This is a genomic window from Olleya sp. AS48 (genome assembly GCF_038900355.1).
GTDB lineage: Bacteria > Bacteroidota > Bacteroidia > Flavobacteriales > Flavobacteriaceae > Olleya.
Window position 1 is genome coordinate 562,434 of the sequence record NZ_JBBMRD010000001.1, and the last position, 20,204, is coordinate 582,637.

19 protein-coding genes are annotated in these 20,204 nt (G+C 32.3%); 4 read left to right on the plus strand and 15 right to left on the minus strand.

What is annotated here, in order from left to right:
- Positions 1–160 precede the first annotated feature (160 nt).
- Entirely contained in the window at positions 161–1,747 is a 1,587-nt protein-coding gene (locus WNY60_RS02670) for an OmpA family protein (protein ID WP_342861444.1), read from the plus strand.
- Positions 1,748–1,930: 183 nt separating this feature from the next.
- Complete coding sequence (locus tag WNY60_RS02675; RefSeq protein ID WP_145001632.1) at positions 1,931–2,407, plus strand: hypothetical protein; 477 nt, start codon at positions 1,931–1,933, stop codon at positions 2,405–2,407.
- A gap of 57 nt (positions 2,408–2,464) precedes the next feature.
- On the opposite strand, the gene bshA is transcribed toward WNY60_RS02675, so the two are convergent.
- The 11 genes from bshA to WNY60_RS02730 all read right to left on the minus strand — a co-directional run bounded on the left by bshA (position 2,465) and on the right by WNY60_RS02730 (position 13,555).
- Positions 2,465–3,604: an N-acetyl-alpha-D-glucosaminyl L-malate synthase BshA gene (gene bshA / locus WNY60_RS02680; protein WP_342861445.1), complete on the minus strand. Its 1,140-nt coding sequence runs from the start codon at positions 3,602–3,604 to the stop codon at positions 2,465–2,467.
- Between the two features lie 53 nt (positions 3,605–3,657).
- Positions 3,658–6,579, minus strand: coding sequence for a glycoside hydrolase family 3 N-terminal domain-containing protein (locus tag WNY60_RS02685; RefSeq protein WP_342861446.1), 2,922 nt, complete (start codon positions 6,577–6,579; stop codon positions 3,658–3,660).
- Between the two features lie 156 nt (positions 6,580–6,735).
- Complete coding sequence (locus WNY60_RS02690) at positions 6,736–7,221, minus strand: ABC transporter ATPase (RefSeq protein WP_339807696.1); 486 nt, start codon at positions 7,219–7,221, stop codon at positions 6,736–6,738.
- A 13-nt stretch (positions 7,222–7,234) separates the two neighbouring features.
- Complete coding sequence (serB, locus tag WNY60_RS02695) at positions 7,235–8,458, minus strand: phosphoserine phosphatase SerB (protein WP_145001627.1); 1,224 nt, start codon at positions 8,456–8,458, stop codon at positions 7,235–7,237.
- 31 nt (positions 8,459–8,489) lie between these two features.
- A complete protein-coding gene (locus WNY60_RS02700; protein ID WP_099569285.1) occupies positions 8,490–8,681 on the minus strand; it encodes a hypothetical protein in 192 nt (63 codons plus the stop codon).
- Entirely contained in the window at positions 8,681–9,472 is a 792-nt protein-coding gene (locus tag WNY60_RS02705) for a (Fe-S)-binding protein (protein ID WP_145001625.1), read from the minus strand. Before WNY60_RS02705 ends, WNY60_RS02700 begins: the two co-directional genes overlap by 1 nt.
- A gap of 8 nt (positions 9,473–9,480) precedes the next feature.
- Positions 9,481–9,798 (minus strand): hypothetical protein, encoded by a 318-nt coding sequence (locus tag WNY60_RS02710; protein WP_342861448.1) that lies wholly within the window; start codon positions 9,796–9,798, stop codon positions 9,481–9,483.
- The gene (locus WNY60_RS02715; RefSeq protein WP_342861449.1) at positions 9,799–9,990 is read right to left on the minus strand and encodes a hypothetical protein; all 192 of its coding nucleotides are present in this window, start codon (positions 9,988–9,990) and stop codon (positions 9,799–9,801) included.
- Positions 9,991–10,097: 107 nt separating this feature from the next.
- Complete coding sequence (locus WNY60_RS02720; RefSeq protein ID WP_342861450.1) at positions 10,098–11,411, minus strand: (Fe-S)-binding protein; 1,314 nt, start codon at positions 11,409–11,411, stop codon at positions 10,098–10,100.
- A 29-nt stretch (positions 11,412–11,440) separates the two neighbouring features.
- A complete protein-coding gene (locus WNY60_RS02725) occupies positions 11,441–12,388 on the minus strand; it encodes an MlaD family protein (protein ID WP_339874162.1) in 948 nt (315 codons plus the stop codon).
- A 54-nt stretch (positions 12,389–12,442) separates the two neighbouring features.
- Entirely contained in the window at positions 12,443–13,555 is a 1,113-nt protein-coding gene (locus WNY60_RS02730; RefSeq protein WP_145001621.1) for an N-acetylmuramoyl-L-alanine amidase, read from the minus strand.
- Positions 13,556–13,642: 87 nt separating this feature from the next.
- On the opposite strand from WNY60_RS02730, the gene WNY60_RS02735 reads away from it, so the two are divergent.
- Together WNY60_RS02735 and WNY60_RS02740 are read left to right on the plus strand one after the other, a co-directional pair.
- The gene (locus WNY60_RS02735; RefSeq protein WP_342861451.1) at positions 13,643–16,417 is read left to right on the plus strand and encodes a putative LPS assembly protein LptD; all 2,775 of its coding nucleotides are present in this window, start codon (positions 13,643–13,645) and stop codon (positions 16,415–16,417) included.
- A gap of 34 nt (positions 16,418–16,451) precedes the next feature.
- Positions 16,452–16,832 carry a RidA family protein gene (locus tag WNY60_RS02740; protein ID WP_145001619.1) on the plus strand — a complete coding sequence of 127 codons (381 nt, stop codon included), beginning with the start codon at positions 16,452–16,454 and terminating at the stop codon, positions 16,830–16,832.
- Here WNY60_RS02740 and WNY60_RS02745 read toward each other — a convergent pair.
- The 4 genes from WNY60_RS02745 to pfkA all read right to left on the minus strand — a co-directional run bounded on the left by WNY60_RS02745 (position 16,825) and on the right by pfkA (position 20,164).
- The gene (locus WNY60_RS02745) at positions 16,825–17,187 is read right to left on the minus strand and encodes a methylglyoxal synthase (protein WP_145001618.1); all 363 of its coding nucleotides are present in this window, start codon (positions 17,185–17,187) and stop codon (positions 16,825–16,827) included. The genes WNY60_RS02740 and WNY60_RS02745 overlap by 8 nt on opposite strands.
- A complete protein-coding gene (locus WNY60_RS02750; protein ID WP_342861453.1) occupies positions 17,188–18,051 on the minus strand; it encodes an N-acetylglucosamine kinase in 864 nt (287 codons plus the stop codon). It abuts the gene before it with no gap.
- A gap of 94 nt (positions 18,052–18,145) precedes the next feature.
- A complete protein-coding gene (gene gap / locus WNY60_RS02755; RefSeq protein WP_145001616.1) occupies positions 18,146–19,147 on the minus strand; it encodes a type I glyceraldehyde-3-phosphate dehydrogenase in 1,002 nt (333 codons plus the stop codon).
- Positions 19,148–19,177: 30 nt separating this feature from the next.
- Positions 19,178–20,164, minus strand: coding sequence for a 6-phosphofructokinase (gene pfkA / locus WNY60_RS02760; protein ID WP_145001615.1), 987 nt, complete (start codon positions 20,162–20,164; stop codon positions 19,178–19,180).
- Positions 20,165–20,204 lie beyond the last annotated feature (40 nt).

Consider the following 20,204-nt stretch of genomic DNA (forward strand, 5'->3'; position numbering starts at 1 on the left):
AAAGCTAAATAAAACTAAAATTAAGTTAAAAAAAACGGTGTTTTAGCGTATTAATGATACACTTTATCGATAACCGTTATTAAGTTATCTAACAAAAATACTAAAGCTTATTAGAAAAATATCTTTGTATTAGTAATTATTAACTTAAAACAATAAATAAATGGCAACAAATCTATTAAATCTATTTAAAGATCAATTATCTGATGATGTACTTGGTAACGTTTCTTCACTTTTAGGAGGAGAACAAAAGGACACCATCCAAAAAGGACTTATGGCTGCAGCGCCTGCTTTGTTGGGAGGAATAATGGATAAAGCCTCTTCGCCTGAAGGTGCTAAATCTATTTTTAGCATGTTAGGAGACGGAAGTACTGTTGACAACTTAGCAAGTACAATAGGAGTTGGTGGCGCACAATCGGAAGGGTTTTTAAATAAAGGATTAGATTTTGTAAAAAATATATTAGGAGAAAAAGCTTCAGGAGTTATAGACTTGGTAAGCTCTGTATCTGGAATGGGTAAAGATTCGTCTTCATCTATTTTAAATGTTGCAGGATCTGTTTTGGGAGGAGTCTTAGGAAAGCAAAAAGCTTCAGGGATGGATTTAGGAAGCTTTGTAGGTTTATTATCAAATCAAGGTAGTTTTCTTGATAAGTTTGCTCCTGCTGGATTAGCATCATTATTAGGTCTAAGTTCATTTTCAGGAATTTCTGATAAATTAGGAAGCTTAGCTAGTGGTGCTTTAGGGTTTGCTGGCAACACAGGAAAAGCTGCTGTTGATGGTGCTGGTAAAATTATTGGTGGTGCTGCAGGAATAGCTGGAGATGCGGGAAAATCCGTTATTGGTGGTGCAGGTAAAGTTGTAGGAGGAGCTGCAGGGTTAGCTGGTAATGCAGGTAAAGCTGCTTTTAGTGGAGCAAGCAAAGTTTCAGGAGCTGCTGCTAACACAGCTAATAATGCTGTAAAGTCGGGAGGATCTTTACTAAAAAAGATTTTACCTTGGGCAATCGGTATTATCGGATTGTTACTAGCTTTCTTTTTAATAAAAGGATGTGATAGTGAAAAATCTATAATGGATAATGTAAAAGATGCAGCTAATGAAACTACAGGAGCAATTAAAAATACTGCCAATGGAGTAACTGATGCTGCAGGAAACGTCGTAGATGCTACTGGTAACGCGATTGGTAAAACTGTAGACGCAGCAGGTAATGCTGTTGATGCAGCTGGAAAAACAATTGGTAATGTTGCTGGAGGAATAGTTGATGCTTCTGGAAATGTAGTCAACGCTTTTGGTGAAGCTATCGGCAACTTTTTTAGCTCTGATTTACCTAATGGAACAAAATTAAATATACCTGAAGGCGGATTTGAAGATAACTTTTTAAGTTATATCAAAGACGGTAAAATGGACGCTGGTAAATACTACGCTTTTGATAGATTATATTTTAATACAGGATCTTCTTCTTTAGATGCTAATTCTATGAATCAAATTGAAAATGTAGCAGCAATTATGAAAGCTTACCCTAAAGTAAATATCTTATTTAGAGGTCACACAGACAATACTGGATCTATAGAAGGAAACAAAAGTTTATCGGCTAGTAGAGCATTATCTGTTAAAAATACATTAGTTGAAATGGGAGTCGCTTCGGGACGTATAAATACACAAGGGATGGGATCAATTGATCCTATAGCTGACAATGCAACTGCAGAAGGACGTGCTAAAAATAGAAGAATTGATGTTTCTGTAGTAAAATAGAGAATAATAGTTAGTTAGTTTTAGTTTACTAAAGACTGATAAACACCTGTTTATCAGTCTTTTTTTTTTGTTAATAAATTTTATATTTTTAACAAAAAATAAGTTAACTTGATAATATATTAGAGCGTTATAATCCTTAATTGGATTTTAAACGTACATACATTAACTAATAAATTAATTAACATGAAAAAATACTTTTTATTTGCTTTTGCAATTTTTGGATTTGCAACAATTACTTACGCTCAGGATATTTCTGATAACGCTATTGGTTTACGTTTAGGAGATAGCGACGGGTTTGGAGCAGAAGTGTCTTACCAACGTGCTTTAGGTGATAATAACCGATTAGAAGTAGATTTAGGATGGCGTTCTGGTAGTGCTTATGACGGTTTTAAACTTGCTGGTTTATACCAATGGGTTTGGGTATTAGATGGTGACTTTAATTGGTACGCTGGAGTTGGTGGTGGTGTTGGATCTTATAGTTTTGACAACAGCGCTATAGATGATGAAACTTTTGTTTTTGCTGCTGGAGATATTGGAATTGAATACAATTTTGATATTCCGTTACAATTATCTTTAGACTTTAGACCAGAATTAGGCTTTGGAGATTACAGAGATGATTTAGATTTTGATATCGCATTAGGAATCCGTTATAGATTTTAAATCAACACTATATTTATATAAAAAAAACCACCTATTACGGTGGTTTTTTTTATACTATTATTTTAAAACCTTACACCTGTTTAGTGTTTTTTGATAGATAGCTTCATATTGTGGTACAATCTGATGAATATCAAAAGTTTTAGCCTGCTCCTTAGCATTTGCTTTAAACTGTTTTAAAACTGAATCGTCTTTAAGTATTTTTATAGCGTTTTTACTCATACTTTCTACATCACCAACATTACTTAAATAACCAGAAAAACCTTCTTTATTTACTTCTGGAATACCTCCTGTATTACTAGATATTACAGGTACTCCTGAAGCCATAGCTTCTAAAGCTGATAATCCAAAACTTTCGGTTTTACTTGGTAATAAAAACAAATCGGAGAAGCAAAGTATCCTATCAATTTCATTACTATTTCCAAAAAATACAACCTTATCGCTTATACCTAATTTTTCGCATAAACGCTCAGCAGGTTCTTTTTCTGGACCTTCACCTACCATCATTAATTTAGCAGGAATTTCTTTTTGAATATTATTAAAAATATTAATCACATCAGGAATACGCTTTACTTCTCGCATATTACTAATATGTGTAATAATTTTTTCATTATCGTTAGCCATCATTCCGCGTTGACAGTCTGTAAAATTATGACTAAACTTATTAATATCTATAAAATTAGTGACTACGTTTATTTCATTTTTAATATCAAATAAACGCAATGTATCATCTTTTAAGCTCTGTGATACTGCAGTTACAGCATCTGATTTATTAATACTAAATGTAACAGCTGGTTTATAAAACGGATGACTACCTACTAATGTAATATCTGTCCCATGTAATGTGGTTACGATAGGTAAATAAATATCATCTTCTCTTAACATTTTTTGAGCCATGTAAGCTGCGTATGCGTGTGGTATTGCATAATGTACATGTAAAACTTCTATTTGATGAAGCTTAACCATATCTACCAATTTACTAGATAATGCTAACTCATAAGGTTGATAGTGAAACAAAGGATATTCAGGTACATTAACTTCATGAAAATGAACATTATTACCTAATAACTCAAGTCTAACAGGTTGATTATATGTAATAAAGTGAATCTCGTGACCACGTTTTGACAACTCCAATCCTAACTCTGTTGCTACTACTCCACTTCCTCCAAATGTTGGATAACAAACAATTCCTATTTTCATGTAATCTTTATAGTTTTATAACTTGGTCTATATAATTCAGATAACTTTACAATTTAATCTATAATAGCTTCGTAAATTGCTGCCTGAATATTGGTTCTAATATCTTCTCTTAATAATGTATTTGGTCCTTTAGACGTTGGATAGGTCCTATTAGCCATAAATACATACACAATTTCTTGTTCCGGATCTGCCCAAGCATAAGTCCCTGTAAATCCTGAATGACCAAAGCTAGTCATACTTACACAACCGCAAGTTGGTCCAGCGTCTCCTAATTGTGGCTTATCAAATCCAATACCTCTTCTATTGTTACTTTCGCAATAATAACAGGTATTAAACTTATCTAAGGTTTCATTTTTAAAATAACGTTTACCACCATAAAATCCTTTTTGTAAATACAACTGCATAATCTTAGCAATATCATTAGCATTACTAAATACGCCTGCATGACCACCAACACCATCTTGCATTGCAGCTCCCATATCGTGCACGTAACCTTGTACAGTTTGGTAACGGTAATAATCATCATTCTCTGAAGGTACAATTTTAGTGTCACTAATTTTATCGTAAGGATTATACATTGTATTATTAGCACCTAATGATTTATAAAAATGATCTGTAGTTAACTCATCTAAACGTTTACTATAATGAGATTCTATATATTGCTTTAAAATATAATAAGGCAAATCACTATAGCGATATTTTAATCTTGATAATAGCTCTGTATCTTTAATAATAGTATTAATGGAATCTTTATAGTCATCTCTCATGTAAAGTTCTGGAGCAACCTTTACTGTAAATCCCTTACTTCTAGTTTTTCTATAATATTTAGCCGAAGGTTTGCTAGTTTCTGGATCTAAAGTTTTATAATAAAAAGGAATCCATGGTTTTAATTGGGCGTAATGTGACAACATCTTTTTTAAAGTCACATTTTTTTTATTTGAATTTTTATAAGACGGTATAATCTCTGAAAGTTTAGTATCTAAAGACACAATACCTTGCTCTTCTAACTCCATTAATAAAGGTAATGTAGCTACAATTTTAGTTAAAGACGCAATGTCATAAATATCATCAGATTCTACTTTAGTCGAACCTTCATAAGTATGTTTACCAAAGGTTTTATTATAAATCACTTTACCTTTTCTAGCAATAACTAATTGTATTCCTGGTGTCATTTTACCATTGACTGCATAGTTGGCAATCGAGTCAATTTTTTTAAGTGCATAACTAGACATGCCAACTCGCTCTGGTATTGAATATCCCAAACGCTCTAAAGAATTGGCTTGCTTACCATCACCAACGTTAAAAAACTCACCCGCAGAAACTGGTAAGTTTCCTTTTGCAGGAATAGCTCCAAATATTAATTGAGCCGATTTTTCTTGAGCTATTTTACTATTTTGATAACTCACAATAACGCTTTCTATATTTGTTACTGTACTTAAATCTAATAAGGCGTATGGCTTAGCAAATATATCTAGAATAACATTATTAGTTCTAGCTATTTCTTGCAACCAAACTAGCTCTTTATTTGTAAATTTATAATCTTTCCATGGACTGTCATTGGACTTATGAAAACCAACGATAACGGTATTATAAGATTGAAGCTTTGTAATAAGCTCATCTAAATTATCTGCAGCAATTTCATGAACTTTAGTGTATTTTTTTAACTCTTGATAAAACGTACTTCCGGAATCATCTCCTAAGCTAACATAAGCAATTTTTTTAGTTTCAAGATTTCTAAAAGGTAACTGATTAGTTGTATCTCTTGCTATGGTAATTGCATTTTCCATTAGTATTTCATACAACGCATCATCTTTAATTCTGTTTAAATCAGAAACTAAATTATACGTTCCAATTGGCTTGTAGTCATTTAACCCTACTTTGTATTTAGCCATTAAAATCTTTTTAACAGAATGTGCTAATCGCGCTTCTGTAATTTCATTTGCATTATAAGCCTCAATAAATTTATTTATAGCAGTAGGAACATCTCCAGACATAAGCATAACGTCATTACCAGCTTTAAAAGCTGCTAAATCGATATCTCCAGGAGCACTAAAACTAGAAGCTCCTTTCATGGTTAATGCATCTGTAAAAATTAAGCCTTTAAAACCTAAACGCTCTTTTAAAATTGACGTCACTATGTTTTCTGATAACGTTGAAGGGTATCCATCTCTAGGTTCTAGACTTGGTATATTAAGGTGAGCTACCATAACACTAGACAAACCTTCTTTTATTAGCTTTTTATAAGGATATAACTCAACCGAATCAATACGTTTTTCATCAAAACTAACTGTTGGTAGTGTTTTATGCGAATCTGCTTCCGTATCTCCATGACCAGGAAAATGTTTTGCGTTTGCTAAAACACCAGTACTCTGCATCCCTTTCATAAAGGCTAATGCCTTATCTGTAACGTTATCTCTATCTTCTCCAAAAGATCTGTTACCAATAATAGGATTATTTGGATTAGTGTTAATATCTACAACAGGAGCAAAATTAAAATGTACACCAATACGCTTACAATGTTCACCTAACTGACGTCCAGTTTGCTCTATTAACTGATTGTTTTTAACAGCACCAAGCGTCATATTCCAAGGAAAAGCATAAGTAGAATCTAATCGCATGCTCAAACCCCATTCTGCATCCATACCAATTAACAATGGTATTTTAGCAGCAGCTTGCAACTCATTATTAAGTTTTGCTTGTCTAACAGGACCTCCTTTTGAGTAAATTAATCCTCCAATTTTGTTGTCTCTAATTAAATTTACAATATTAGTTTTTTCTTGTTCTGATTGACTAGAAAACACCTGAACCATATATAATTGTCCTATTTTTTCTTCTAAAGACATATTATTATACAAGCTGTCAACCCATTGTTGTTGGGCTACAGGGTTTTTATCTAATAAAGGGTTAGGCGTATCTTGTGCAACCATGACACAAGTAAAACATAAAAATAAGACGAGGGATTTTAAATATTGCATATACTGAAATTGACTATTATAGTTACACTTTAATGTACAACTAAAAACTATGCCAAATTAGTATATTTATCCCTATTATTAAAGGACTTTAAGATAGATTTATTACCTAATTATAAACCGTTAATCCCAAATAACGTAAGCTTTTTTTAATAGCTATTAATTTAAAAATCTGTTATGCCAACTTTCGCTAGCTGGTACTTCCCAACTTTCGTTTAACTCTTCAATGTTAGTAACTAAGTTATTAAATACAATTGTATTTTTAGATACCGCTTTTTGTTTAGCCATTTTTCTAAAATCGGTTAATGTTTTGTGCGCCACAAATTCGCCTTGCTTGTAAGACACATTCATTTTGTCTAACAAGTCTACATTGTATTCTTTTTCTAATTGCTGAATAAACGTGACAGAAGCATCAATACTACAACCTGTTGCTTTATTTACCTCTTGGTCTAAAGCTAAAATTATAAAACGCTTATATCTAATGTCATAGCCAGCTTTTAAGTCGCTACCATGAGCAGTCCAACTTTCGATAAAAATATCTAACTTAGCTTTTATCTCTTCTAATTCGGTATCCGAAAATGAGCGATTAGATTGATAAATCCATACTCTTGATGTTTCTGGTAATGTGCTAAAATCTACTAACATGTTATAATTATCGTTATTCTATTAAATCTATATGTCTGTCGTGGTATCCTAATAAATATAATACACCATCTAATCCTATACTAGAAATAGCACTTTGTGCATTATTTTTTACTTTTGGTTTGGCATGAAATGCAATCCCTAAACCTGCTAAATTTAGCATAGGCAAATCATTAGCTCCATCTCCAACTGCAATGGTTTGACTAATATCTATGCCTTCTTTATTAGCTATATCTTGTAAATATTCGGCTTTTTTATTACCATCTACAATCTCTCCAAGATAGCCACCAGTAAGTAAACCATCTTTTATTTCTAATTGATTAGCGTATACATAATCAATACCTAATTCTTTTTGCAAATAGTGTCCAAAGTAAGTAAAACCACCAGACAAAATTGCTGTTTTAAAACCGTATTTTTTTAAAGTATCTATTAAACGTCTTGCACCTTTAGTAATTGGTAAGTTGATTGCTACGTCATGTAATACGTCTTCACTTAACCCTTTTAATAATTGCATGCGTTGTTTAAAACTTTCGTTGAAATCAATTTCGCCTTGCATAGCAGACTCTGTAATTGCCTTTACTTCTGCTCCTACTCCTGCTAGCTCTGCTAGCTCATCAATAACTTCGGTTTGTATTAATGTTGAGTCCATATCAAAACACACCAAACGTCTGTTACGTCTATAAATGTTATCTTCTTGAAACGCTATATCGACATCCAAATCATGAGAAATTTGCATAAATTTTTCTGTAAACTCTGCTTTGTTTTCAATTTTACCTCTAATGGATAGTTGTATGGATGCTCTTGGGTATTCTTCTTCTTTAATTAATGAAGTACGTCCAGTTAATCGCTTAATAGCATCAATATTTAGGTTTTTTTCTGAAATCACTTTAGTTACCTCAGATATTTGTTCTGCTGTTAGTTTTTCTCCTAAAATGGTAATAATGTATCTATCCTTACCTTGTAGACCTACCCATTTTTCGTAATCCTCTAAAGATATTGGTGTAAATTTAGCTTTGACACCTAACTCATAAGCTTTAAATAATAGATCTTTTAAAACTGCTGCTGAGTTGTTACCAGATTCTATCTCAAACATAAAACCCAATGACAACGTATCGTGTATATTAGCCTGACCAATATCTAAAATTTTAGCACCATATTGCGATAAAACGTTAGTTAAACTGGAGGTTAAACCTGGTTTATCTGGTCCTGATATGTTTAGAAGAAATATCTCGTTGGTCATTATTAAACTGCTATTAAAAAGCGACTAAATGCTACTTATTATTTAATTTCTTTTTTTCTGTTCTGTAAGACATGTAGCCATTAAACAATGCAAATAACACAAAATGAATTACAAATTTTAAAACCGAAAAAGGCACCTCTTTATAATAATCCCATCCAGCCATTAATAAAGCAAACACAATTCCTGAGATTAAACCTGCAAGTATAAATTTTTTGATATCCATTATAGGTCCTGTGCGTTAGCAATTAGCTCGGCAATATCCATAACCTTAATTGTGTTTTCTTTTTCTTTAACTTTTACACCATCAGACATCATGGTCATACAGTAAGGACAACCCGTAGCGATTATATCTGGATTAGTCTCTAAAGCATCTTCTGTTCTTAACTCATTAATATCTTTATCTCCTTTTTCTGGCTCTTTAAACATCTGCGCACCTCCTGCACCACAACATAATGCTGTAGATTTGTTTCGTTTCATCTCGATTAAATTTGCGTTTAATACAGATAACACGTCTCTTGGTGCTAAATATTCTGAATTTGCACGACCTAAATAACATGGATCATGAAACGTGATACGTTTACCATTAAAGTTGCTATTCTCTATTTGAATAACTTTATTGTCTATTAATTGTTTGATAAATTGTGTGTGGTGTAACACCTCGTAATTACCTCCTAATTCTGGATATTCGTTTTTTAAACAATTAAATGAATGCGGATCGCAGGTTACAATACGTTTTACGTTATATGAGTTAAGTAACTCAATATTCATCATGGCTTGCATTTGAAACAAAAACTCGTTTCCTGCACGTTTTGCGATATCACCTGTTGAGCTCTCTTCTGTACCTAATACTGCAAAATTTACTTTTGCTTTGTTTAATATTTTTACAAAAGCTTTGGTGATTTTTTTAGCTCTGTCGTCATAACTTCCTGCTGATCCAACCCAGAATAAAATATCTGGAGTTTTACCTTGGCTCATCATTTCTGCCATAGTTGGCACTATAAGTTGTTCGCTCATAATCTGTTTTATTTAATTGCTGAAAAATCGGTTTTAGCTAATCTTATGTAAATGGATAAAATCTTAATTCCGTTTTCCTTTTTATTTTTTGGATCGTTTTGCTCTAAGCTTGCTAACTTTAGTGCTTGTAACCCTAATTGTTTTGTTTGTTTGTCTGTACAATAGTCGCATAATACTTTTTTAAGTTTTATGTCTTGTACTGCTCCAGACTTGTATTTTATTTGTGTTATAATTTTAAATTGAAGTGAATCTTTTTTATAATCTTGTGCGTTTAGTTGTATTAAACTAAAACTACTGATTAGTAATATTAAAACTCTGTACTTCAATTATATAAGTTGTGTTTTTTTATATGTTACTATTAAACCAATACCCATCCCTAAAAGCATTCCTGATATTAATCCACCTAAAAAACCAACCTTATATTTATCTAAAATTAAGAATGATAACACAGCTAAAGTTGTAGCTATAATGCCAACTATTAGTCTTGTTTTTGATGGTATTTTTAATATAAAACTCATGTTGTGGTTTGCGTTAGCGATAGTAATGACATCCTTTTTTTGCTGCCATATATGGCAAAAAAAGATATAATGGATAGCGCGACCCTTGTGGTAACGCCCAAATTATACTACTCGTCTTTCCAGTTTAAACGGTCCATTTGGTTGTAAGGCCAAGGTGCACCATTGTTTTCTATATTGGTCATCATGTTATTTAACTCGGTTGGTGCAGCACTTTGCTCCATTACTAAGTATTGACGCATTTCCATGATAATGTTTAATGGATCAATACTAACTGGACACGCCTCTACACAGGCGTTACAACTTGTACAAGCCCAAAGCTCTTCGGTTGTAATATAGTTGCCTAATAATTGTTTACCGTCGTCTACAAACGTCCCTTTATTGGCATCTATATTTTTACCTACTTCTTCCAGACGGTCTCTGGTATCCATCATTATTTTACGTGGTGATAGCTTTTTACCTGTTAGGTTTGCTGGACACTCACTTGTACAACGTCCACATTCTGTACACGTGTAGGCATTTAAAAGGTTTACCCATGATAAATCTTGTACGTCACTTGCTCCAAATTTTTCTGGCATTGCTGCTTCTGTACCTTCTGCAGGTGCTGCAAATGGATCTACGTTTGGATCCATCATTAACTTAACCTCTTTAGTTACTGTTGCATTGTTTTTAAATTGTCCTTTTGGTGTAAGCTTACCGTAATATGTGTTTGGAAATGCCAAAAGGATATGTAAATGCTTAGAAAAATATAGGTAGTTTAAAAATACTAAAATACCTACTATGTGAATCCACCATGCTGCACGCTCTATAGTATGTAATGCTGCTTCTGATAATCCACTAAATAATGGTGCTATAAATTGACTGATTACGTTACCAGAATTATAGTCTTGAAAGACTGTGTCTGTTGCATTCATCACTAAAAATAGACACATTAATACGACTTCAAAATACAATATAATATTACCATCAGATTTAGGCCAACCTTTCATCTCTGACTTCATGAAACGTTTTAGTTTAATAATGTTACGTCGCGTCCAAAAGATAACAACTGCTACTAATACTAGTACTGCCAATATCTCAAAACTTCCTATTAAAAAACCGTAAAGTGCTTCTGGAAGTAAGCTATGACCAATCCTGTGTGTACCAAATAAACCATCGATTATAATTTCTAAAACTTCGATGTTTATTATTACAAATCCTACGTAAACAATAACATGTAAAAATCCAGAAATAGGACGTTTAACCATTTTGCTTTGTCCTAAAGCAATGTATGCCATGTTTTTCCAACGTTGTGGTTTATTGTCTGATACGTCAACGTCTTTACCTAGTTTTATGTTTCTGACTAATTTTTTTACATTGTTTGCAAAGTAACCAATACCTGCAAAAAGTATTATTGCAAAAATTATGTTAGGTATGTATTCCATAGGGTTAGTTTAGTTAGTTTTATTTTGTATTAATCTTTAAGCTCGTTTCCTTCTGCATCGTATTGTTTTGGCTTTTTACCAAATAATGAAAAGTGTACGTAACGTTTAGGGTTTAGTTTCATGTCCTCTAAAAGTTGCTCCATTTGTAATGCTGCACCTTCTAGGTTTGTATACAAGCCATCGTCTTTAAGTAGTTTACCCAGTGATCCTTCTCCGTTTTTAACGTTTGCCATCATGGTATTTACGCTTGCTAAGGTTGCTTGCAAATCTTCAACCGTTTTTGCTATATCTACTTGGTTTAACTTTTGGCTCATCTGGTTTAGATTGCCACTAGTTTGATTAAAGTTATCCACCATTGTAGTTATGTTTTCGTCATTTTTTTTAACTACAGAGTTAATCGAATACGCTAATCCTTTGTAAGATTTTAAGGTAGCATTTAATTCGGCTAACGTATTTTGTAATCCATTTTCAGATTTGTCTGCAATTAAACCATTAAGATTACCCATTAATGTATCTACCGTTTTTAACGTTCCGTCAAGGTTAGTACTTAATTGAGAGAAATCACTGGTAAGGCTAGTTACTAAACCTTCCTCTACGTCTGATTGGATTAAATCGCCATCCTTAGCCATTTGATTGTCTTCTGCAGGTTTTATTGCCAATGCATTACCACCCATTAAACCTGTTTGGTACATACTAATTTTACTGTTTTTAGAAAACTGTAATTGTTTGTCTACCGAGAAAGCGACTCTTGTTTTACCGGTTTCAAAATCATATTTGATTTCTTTAACCTTACCTACCGTATTCCCTTTTATAGTTACTGGAGCAGATACTGCTAATGAGTTATAATCAAACTCTGTATAATATGTATTGTTAGAATCAAATATATTATTCCCTTTTAGATAACTAAATCCAAAAATGAAAAATATTATTCCAAGAATAACTAATATGGCTGTTTTAACTTCTAGTGATAGTTTCAAGATATGAAATTTAGATTGGTAACAAAATTAGAAAATAATTATAAAAGAATGGGTCTAATTAGACTCGGTTTTTAATGCTTCTGAAAGTTTGATTTGTTTACCATCTTTAAAAGCAACAATATAAGCGTCCTTATAACCTTTATTTTTAGCTTCTATTTGTAGTTTTTGAATCTTATTATAGTCCGAAGTATAACCGTAATAATATTTATAAAGACCTCCTGATTTTTCTCTAGAAATATCTTGCAATCCTTTAAAATTATAGGCTTTAGGCTCTAAAGATTTTGAGCTTGCTGCTATTTGAATTTTAAAAACGGTATTTTTAATTGTTTTTTCTTCTGTTGAAATAGTGTCCACAATAGGTGCTTCCATTACAATACTACCTACATTTTTATCAATTTCGGTTTTATAATCCAAAATTGCATCAGATATAGATTTAGATAAATCTTTTTGTCCTTTAGCCGAGTTTAAATAAGCACCTTCCGCTGTATTAGTAATAAAACCAGTCTCTACCAATACACTTGGCATAACCGTTTGATGTAAAACTATAAATCCAGCTTGCTTTACTCCTCTGTTTTTTCTTTTCAATTTATTAGTGAAAGAACTTTGAATTAAAGAGGCCAATTTTATACTTTGATCTAAATATTCTTCTTGCATTAAAGATAACCCAATAAAAGATTCTGGTGAGTTTGGATCAAAACCATTATAGTTTTCTTTATAATTTTCTTCTAAGTAAACTACTTCGTTTTCTGCTTTAGCAACTTCAAAATTAGTTTTATTACGATGTATTCCTAAAACATAAGTTTCGGATCCTGAAGCTTGCGTATTATGAGCATTACAGTGTATGGATACAAAAAGGTCTGCATTGGCATCATTAGCTATCTTTCCTCTTTTAAATAAATCTACAAAAACATCAGTTTTTCTAGTATACACCACTTTTATGTCAGGATTTTTTTCCAATATTTTTCCAACACTTAACACAATATTTAAGGCAATATCTTTTTCTTTCAAACCTGTTTTAGCATGTTTTCCTGGATCTTTACCACCATGACCAGCGTCTAAAACAACAATAAACTTACCATTACTACCTTGTGCAAGACTAGTTTGAAAGCTATTAAATGTTAATACTATTATAAAGGATACTATAAGTTTAAAAATGTTCGTTTGCATAGATGTTATAACCAATTTATTTTGCGTTTAGTATGATTTATAAATTTTAACGAATATTAAAACATTCACAAAAAAATATATGTAGTTTTGTCAATTCAAATACCAAGCCATACTTTTACAAAAATACATTTAAAAGCGTTGCGTACACATAGTCTTAACATACTTTTTACTTTGAGTTTTACAGTGTTTATTAACACTCTAGGCTTTGCGCAAGGAGAAATCCCTAAAAAGGGCGTTGATTTACCTGCAGTAAAAACAACCGAATTACAAGTCAATACAATAATTGACACTACAAAAACTGACAAAGATATTCCTTTACTGTCAGAAAAAGCTAGTGATAGCACTACTGTAGACACCATAAAAGTCAAACCTTTACTATCTAGTACTGTTTCCTATAAAGCTACGGATTACATGTCTTATAAGAAAAAGGAATCCAAAATGCATCTTTATAACGAAGCTGAAGTGCTTTATGAAGATATGGAAGTGACTGCTGGTCATATTATTTTAGATTTTGATAAAGATTTAATTTATGCCAAAGGTATTATTGACGATTCTACTAAACTTTACAAACAGCGACCTGTATTTAAACAAGGCGAAAATGTAATAGAACCAGATTCTATTGTATTTAATACGGTTACTAAACAAGGGTTAATATATAATTCGGTTACCGAACAAAATGGTGGTACATTAATAACAGAAACTACCAAAAAAGTAAATGACTCGGTTTATTATTTAAAAAACGCAAAGTTTACAACTGCTGAAGATTTAGAAGATCCAGAATACTACTTTTTAATTAGAACAGGTAAATTAGTGCCAGGTAGTAAAGTTATTACTGGACTAACAAACTTATTTATTTATGATGTACCAACACCTATAGGATTACCTTTTGCCTTTTTTCCTTTAACCAAAAAGCAAACGTCAGGTGTTATTTTTCCTAGTTTTGGAGAGGATGGTAATCGTGGGTACTTTTTACAAAATGGTGGGTATTATTTTGCTATTAGTGATTATTTTGATTTAGCCTTATTAGGTGATTATTATACCAATGGTAGTTATGGTTTAAGAGTAGAAAACAAATACGCAAGACGTTATAAATTTAGAGGTAATCTAGCCTTTAGATATGAAAACTTAATTACCAGTGAACGTGGTTTTCCGGATTATGCAAAAACAACTATTTATAACTTACGTTGGTCACATCAACAAGATGCAAAAGCTAATCCAAACGCTAGATTCTCGGCTAACGTTAACTTAGGTAGTCAAAATTATTACCAACAATCTATAAACCAAATCAACTTACCTAGTACACAAAATAATACGCTAGCGTCTTCTATTGCTTATTCCAAAACATTTCTGGGTGAGCCTCAGGTTAATATAAACTTGACTGCATCGCATTCTCAAAACACTCAAACAGGAGCTATTAACATGACCTTACCAACTTTTCAAGGTAGTATTGGTCGTATTTTCCCGTTTGCACCTAAAGAAGGTACAAAAAAAGGGATGTTAGAAAATATAAATGTCCAATATAATTTAAGAGCAGAAAATAGAATTACCACTACAGACGAATTTTTCTTTAAAAGTGAAATGTTTGATGACGCTAAAATTGGCGCACAACACACTATTCCACTATCAACTAACTTTAAAGTATTTAAATATTTTAGTATGAGTGCGAGTGCAAACTTTAACGAAGTTTGGACATTAAACACTGTTAACAAATATTATGATGCAGATGAAGAAGAAATTGTAACAGAAGATATTAATGGCTTTGATAGCTTTAGAACTTATAATTTTTCTACGAGTTTAGGAACAACGATTTATGGTATGTTTAACTTTGATAAGAAAAAAGAAGGTAAAAAACTACAAGCAATAAGACACGTAATCAGACCATCTATAAGTTATAACATTAATCCTGCATTTGATAATTATTACGATACAGTAGAAGTTATAGATGCTGATGGTACTACACAATCAGAATATACACGTTTTGAAAACAATCTTTTTGGAACACCTAACAACACCTACTCTAGTTCTATTGGAATTGGAGTTTCAAATAACTTTGAAGCTAAGGTGCGCGATAAGGACTCTACAGTAGTCGAACCAAAAAAGATAATATTACTTAACAACCTAAACTTTTCAACCTCTTACAACGTTGCTGGTGACTCTTTAAACTGGAGTCCGATTAGAGTTACAGGAGGAACACAACTGTTTAATAATAAAATGAATATAAACTTTGGTGCCACTTTAGATCCTTACGCCTTAGATAATAATAATGTTAGAATCAATACGTACAACATTGATAATAACGGAAGTTTATTTAGAATGACAAGTGCTAACCTAACCATGGGTTATTCTTTTGATAGTAAAGGATTAAGTACTTCTAGAGATGAAAATGAAAATTCAAGAAACGAACGCTTATTAAGTGGTGGTCGTGATGATGATTTATTTGGTGTCTCGCAAGATTTTGCGGACTCTAGATTTTTAGATGATGATAAAGATGAAGATAAAGAGGAAGAACCAAGTGAGCTTTACAATTATGGAATTCCTTGGAATTTTAGATTAGCCTATGCCATTAACTACTCCAATAATGCACGACAAAACGAAATATCATCACACTCGTTAATGTTCTCAGGAGATTTAGATATTGCACCACGTTGGTCTATTGGAGGATCATCAAGTTATGATTTTAAAAATAAAGGCTTTGGTTTAACGCAATTACGTTTTCAAAGAGATCTTTTAAGCTGGAGAATGAATTTTACTTGGGTTCCTTTTGGTACTTATAACCGTTGGAATTTCTTTATAGGAATCAAGTCTAGTATATTACAAGATTTAAAATACGAGCAACGTCGTAAACCTGATGAAGGTTTATAAACTAACTTTTATCTAATACATCACTTTTACTTTTATGAAAAAAATAATTACAACATCAAAAGCACCTGCTCCAATTGGACCTTACAATCAAGCAGTTTTAAGTGGCAATACTTTATACACTTCTGGGCAAATAGCTTTACATCCTGAGACAGGAGAGCTTGTCATGGATGATATTAAAACAGAAACAAAACAAGTCATGGAAAATATGAAAGCAGTATTAGAAGCTGCAGACATGACTTTTGAGCACGTTATAAAAACGTCAATATTTATAAGTGACATGCATAACTTTGCACAAATAAATGAAGTGTATGGTACTTATTTTAAAGATGAAACTGCTCCTGCAAGAGAGACAGTAGAAGTTGCTAACCTACCTAAGTTTGTTAATGTAGAAATTAGTATGATTGCTGTTAAATAGCTTTAATTAAAAGCTCTGCAGTTGCTAAGTTTGTAGCTAAAGGTACATCGTGCACATCACAAAGTCGCATTAACATTAAAACATCAGGCTCATGTGGATGTTTTTCTAGAGGATCTCTAAAAAACAATACCATATGGCATTTGCCCTCTGCTACTCTAGCTGCTATTTGTGCGTCTCCTCCCATTGGTCCAGACAACATCCTTAACACTTCAAAACCTGCTTTTTTAACTTTTTTACCAGTAGTTCCAGTGGATATTAAAGAGATTTCTTTTTGAAGTAAAATCTTTTTATGTTCATTTAAAAACTGAACCATTTCAGCTTTTTTACCATCGTGTGCAATTATAGCTATCTCCATTTATTTAATATTATTGGTATGAAAGGCAACTAAACCTTCAATTGGCCTTCTTTCAAAATTTCCAACTTTAAAATTTAGCTCGTCAGCGACTGCTTTGATTTCTTTTTGACAGAAAAACGCTATAGACCCAGCAAAATGTACAGGAACCGTTTTTAATTCTTCCTTATATTGCAAAATCATATTTTTAGCAAAACGTCTTATTCCTGATTTTATTAACTCTACTATATATTTAGAATCTTTGTTTAATATCATAAACTCAGCAAATTGCGCTAAATAGGCATTTGGATTAGGCTGTTTGTATAAATTGTATTTAATATAATCGGCCTCAAGGTTAAACTTATCTGCAAATGCAATTCTGATATCTTCTGGCATATGATTGTAGTAATAGTCGCGTAACAACTCTTTACCATAATAGTTTCCTGAAGCGTCATCCATAATACTATAACCTAATGATTTAACACGTTGGTGTATTTTATTACCATCAAAATAACTACAATTAGATCCTGTCCCTAAAATACAAACTACAGCAGCTTCTGTTGGATTATTAATGGTTGCATAAACTGCAGCCATAGTATCCTCGTCCACTAAAACATCTGCATTTGGAAAAAACTCTTGCAGAATAACTTTTAACATTAGTCTTGGTTTTTCTGTACCACAACCAGCTCCATAAAAAAAGACATGCGTTACAACCTCTTGGTTATCCTTTAATGCAGGACTATTTTTTAAGATTTTTTTTATTTTCTTTTCGCTTAGTATTGCAGGATTTAAACCTTTAGTACGAATTTTTTCTAATAATTGGTTTCCGTTTTTATCAACTGCTATCCAATCACATTTTGTAGAGCCACTATCAACAACTAAAATCATATTTTGAAATTTTTATGGTAAGATAAAAAAAAAGCACAGTAAAAAGATTAATAAAATCTATTTACTGTGCTTAAATTACATAATGTTACACGTATTATAGTGTATTAATTTTTTGAGCTAAGTCAACTAATTTATTAGAATATCCAAACTCATTATCATACCATGATACTAATTTGAAAAACTTAGAGTTTAACTCGATAGCAGAATCTGCATCAAAAACACTTGTTTGCACTTCGCTAACAAAATCTTGAGATACTACTGCATCTTCAGTATAACCTAAAACACCTTTCATAGCACCTTCCGAAGCTTTTTTCATAGCTGCTTTAATGTCTTCTAAAGATGTCTCTTTTTTAGTTCTAACCGTTAAATCTACTACAGATACATCAACTGTTGGTACTCTAAAAGCCATACCAGTTAATTTACCATCTAATTCTGGAATTACTTTTCCTACTGCTTTTGCAGCTCCTGTAGATGTTGGAATAATATTATTTAATGCACTACGACCTAAACGGTAATTTTTACGTGAAGGCGCATCCACAGTAAATTGTGTAGACGTTGCTGCGTGAATTGTAGTCATTAAAGCTTCTTCTATTCCAAAGTTATCTTCAATTACTTTAGCGATTGGCGCTAAACAATTAGTTGTACAAGACGCGTTAGACACGATTGTATCAGCTGCAGTTAATTTATCGTCATTTACACCCATAACAAACATTGGTGCATCTTTACTTGGTGCAGAGATTACTACTTTTTTAGCACCACCTTCAATATGGTAGTTAGCTGTTTCTAAAGTTGTAAAAATACCTGTACATTCTGCAACTACGTCTGCTCCTGCTTGATCCCATTTTAAGTTTTTTGGATCTTTTTCTGCTGTAATACGAATCGTTTTTCCGTCAACAACAAGGTTTCCGTCTTTTACTTCGATAGTACCATCAAATCTTCCGTGTACAGAATCGTATTGTAATAAGTAAGCTAAGTGATCTACATCTAATAAATCGTTAATAGCAACAACCTCTACGTCACTACGTTTTACTGTCGCTCTAAATACGATACGACCAATTCTACCAAATCCGTTAATTCCTAATTTTAATGTTGACATATTATTTTTTTTATTTGTAATCAGTTTATATTATGTGGTCATGATATCTGACACACGTATCAATTCTTCGTTAATTTTTGATTTTCCTTTTACAGCTTGTTCTAAAGGTGTTAATTGTATAGTATCACTTAACAATCCAACCATATAATTAGATTTACCTTCTAGAAGACTTTCTACTGCCTTAACACCCATTCTACTTGCTAAAACACGATCAAAACATGATGGAGATCCACCACGTTGCATGTGACCTAATACAGATACACGCACTTCGTATTCTGTCATGTTTTCTTCAACGTAATCTTTAAGTTCAAAAACATTTTTACCAATTTTATCACCTTCAGCTACGACTACAATACTAGATGATTTACCAGATAATTTACTACGTCTTAAAGACTCTAACAATCTATCTAAACCTAAATCCTCTTCAGGGATTAAAATCTCTTCTGCTCCTGCTCCAACCCCAACGTTTAATGCAATATGCCCAACGTCACGACCCATTACCTCGACAAAAAATAGTCTGTTATGAGAACTTGCTGTGTCTCTAATCTTATCAATAACTTCTACAACCGTATTTAAAGCGGTATCATAACCTAATGTATGTGATGTACCATAAATATCATTATCTATAGTTCCTGGTATTCCCATTACTGGGAAATCAAATTCTTGATTAAAGATTAGGGCTCCTGTAAATGTACCATCACCACCTACTACTACTAAGGCATCAATGTTTGCTTCTTTTAGAGCATTGTATGCTTTTTGACGTCCTTCTTTAGTACGAAACTCTTTTGATCTTGCCGATTTTAAAACAGTACCACCTTTATTAATAATACCCTTTACGTTTCGTGCTGTTAATTCTTTGAAGTCTCCTTCTATCATTCCTTCATAGCCACGATATATTCCTGCGCATTCTATGTTATAGTATGCACAAGTTCTAGCTACAGATCGGATTGCTGCATTCATCCCTGGAGCATCTCCTCCAGAAGTCATTACAGCTATTTTTTTTATGGTTTTTGACATGTATTTTTTATTATCAAAGTAAAATTACTAAACAAATATT

Excerpts from the sequence above, each read along its gene's own strand:
- bshA (WP_342861445.1), bottom strand. The coding sequence starts at position 3,604 with ATGAAAATAGGAATTGTTTGTTATCCAACATTTGGAGGAAGTGGAGTA.
- WNY60_RS02750 (WP_342861453.1), bottom strand. The coding sequence starts at position 18,051 with ATGATTTTAGTTGTTGATAGTGGCTCTACAAAATGTGATTGGATAGCA.
- WNY60_RS02700 (WP_099569285.1), bottom strand. The coding sequence starts at position 8,681 with ATGGATATCAAAAAATTTATACTTGCAGGTTTAATCTCAGGAATTGTG.
- serB (WP_145001627.1), bottom strand. The coding sequence starts at position 8,458 with ATGACCAACGAGATATTTCTTCTAAACATATCAGGACCAGATAAACCA.
- WNY60_RS02685 (WP_342861446.1), bottom strand. The coding sequence starts at position 6,579 with ATGCAATATTTAAAATCCCTCGTCTTATTTTTATGTTTTACTTGTGTC.
- WNY60_RS02730 (WP_145001621.1), bottom strand. The coding sequence starts at position 13,555 with ATGCAAACGAACATTTTTAAACTTATAGTATCCTTTATAATAGTATTA.
- WNY60_RS02670 (WP_342861444.1), top strand. The coding sequence starts at position 161 with ATGGCAACAAATCTATTAAATCTATTTAAAGATCAATTATCTGATGAT.
- gap (WP_145001616.1), bottom strand. The coding sequence starts at position 19,147 with ATGTCAACATTAAAATTAGGAATTAACGGATTTGGTAGAATTGGTCGT.
- pfkA (WP_145001615.1), bottom strand. The coding sequence starts at position 20,164 with ATGTCAAAAACCATAAAAAAAATAGCTGTAATGACTTCTGGAGGAGAT.
- WNY60_RS02745 (WP_145001618.1), bottom strand. The coding sequence starts at position 17,187 with ATGGAGATAGCTATAATTGCACACGATGGTAAAAAAGCTGAAATGGTT.
- WNY60_RS02675 (WP_145001632.1), top strand. The coding sequence starts at position 1,931 with ATGAAAAAATACTTTTTATTTGCTTTTGCAATTTTTGGATTTGCAACA.
- WNY60_RS02740 (WP_145001619.1), top strand. The coding sequence starts at position 16,452 with ATGAAAAAAATAATTACAACATCAAAAGCACCTGCTCCAATTGGACCT.
- WNY60_RS02690 (WP_339807696.1), bottom strand. The coding sequence starts at position 7,221 with ATGTTAGTAGATTTTAGCACATTACCAGAAACATCAAGAGTATGGATT.
- WNY60_RS02720 (WP_342861450.1), bottom strand. The coding sequence starts at position 11,411 with ATGGAATACATACCTAACATAATTTTTGCAATAATACTTTTTGCAGGT.
- WNY60_RS02715 (WP_342861449.1), bottom strand. The coding sequence starts at position 9,990 with ATGAGTTTTATATTAAAAATACCATCAAAAACAAGACTAATAGTTGGC.
- WNY60_RS02705 (WP_145001625.1), bottom strand. The coding sequence starts at position 9,472 with ATGAGCGAACAACTTATAGTGCCAACTATGGCAGAAATGATGAGCCAA.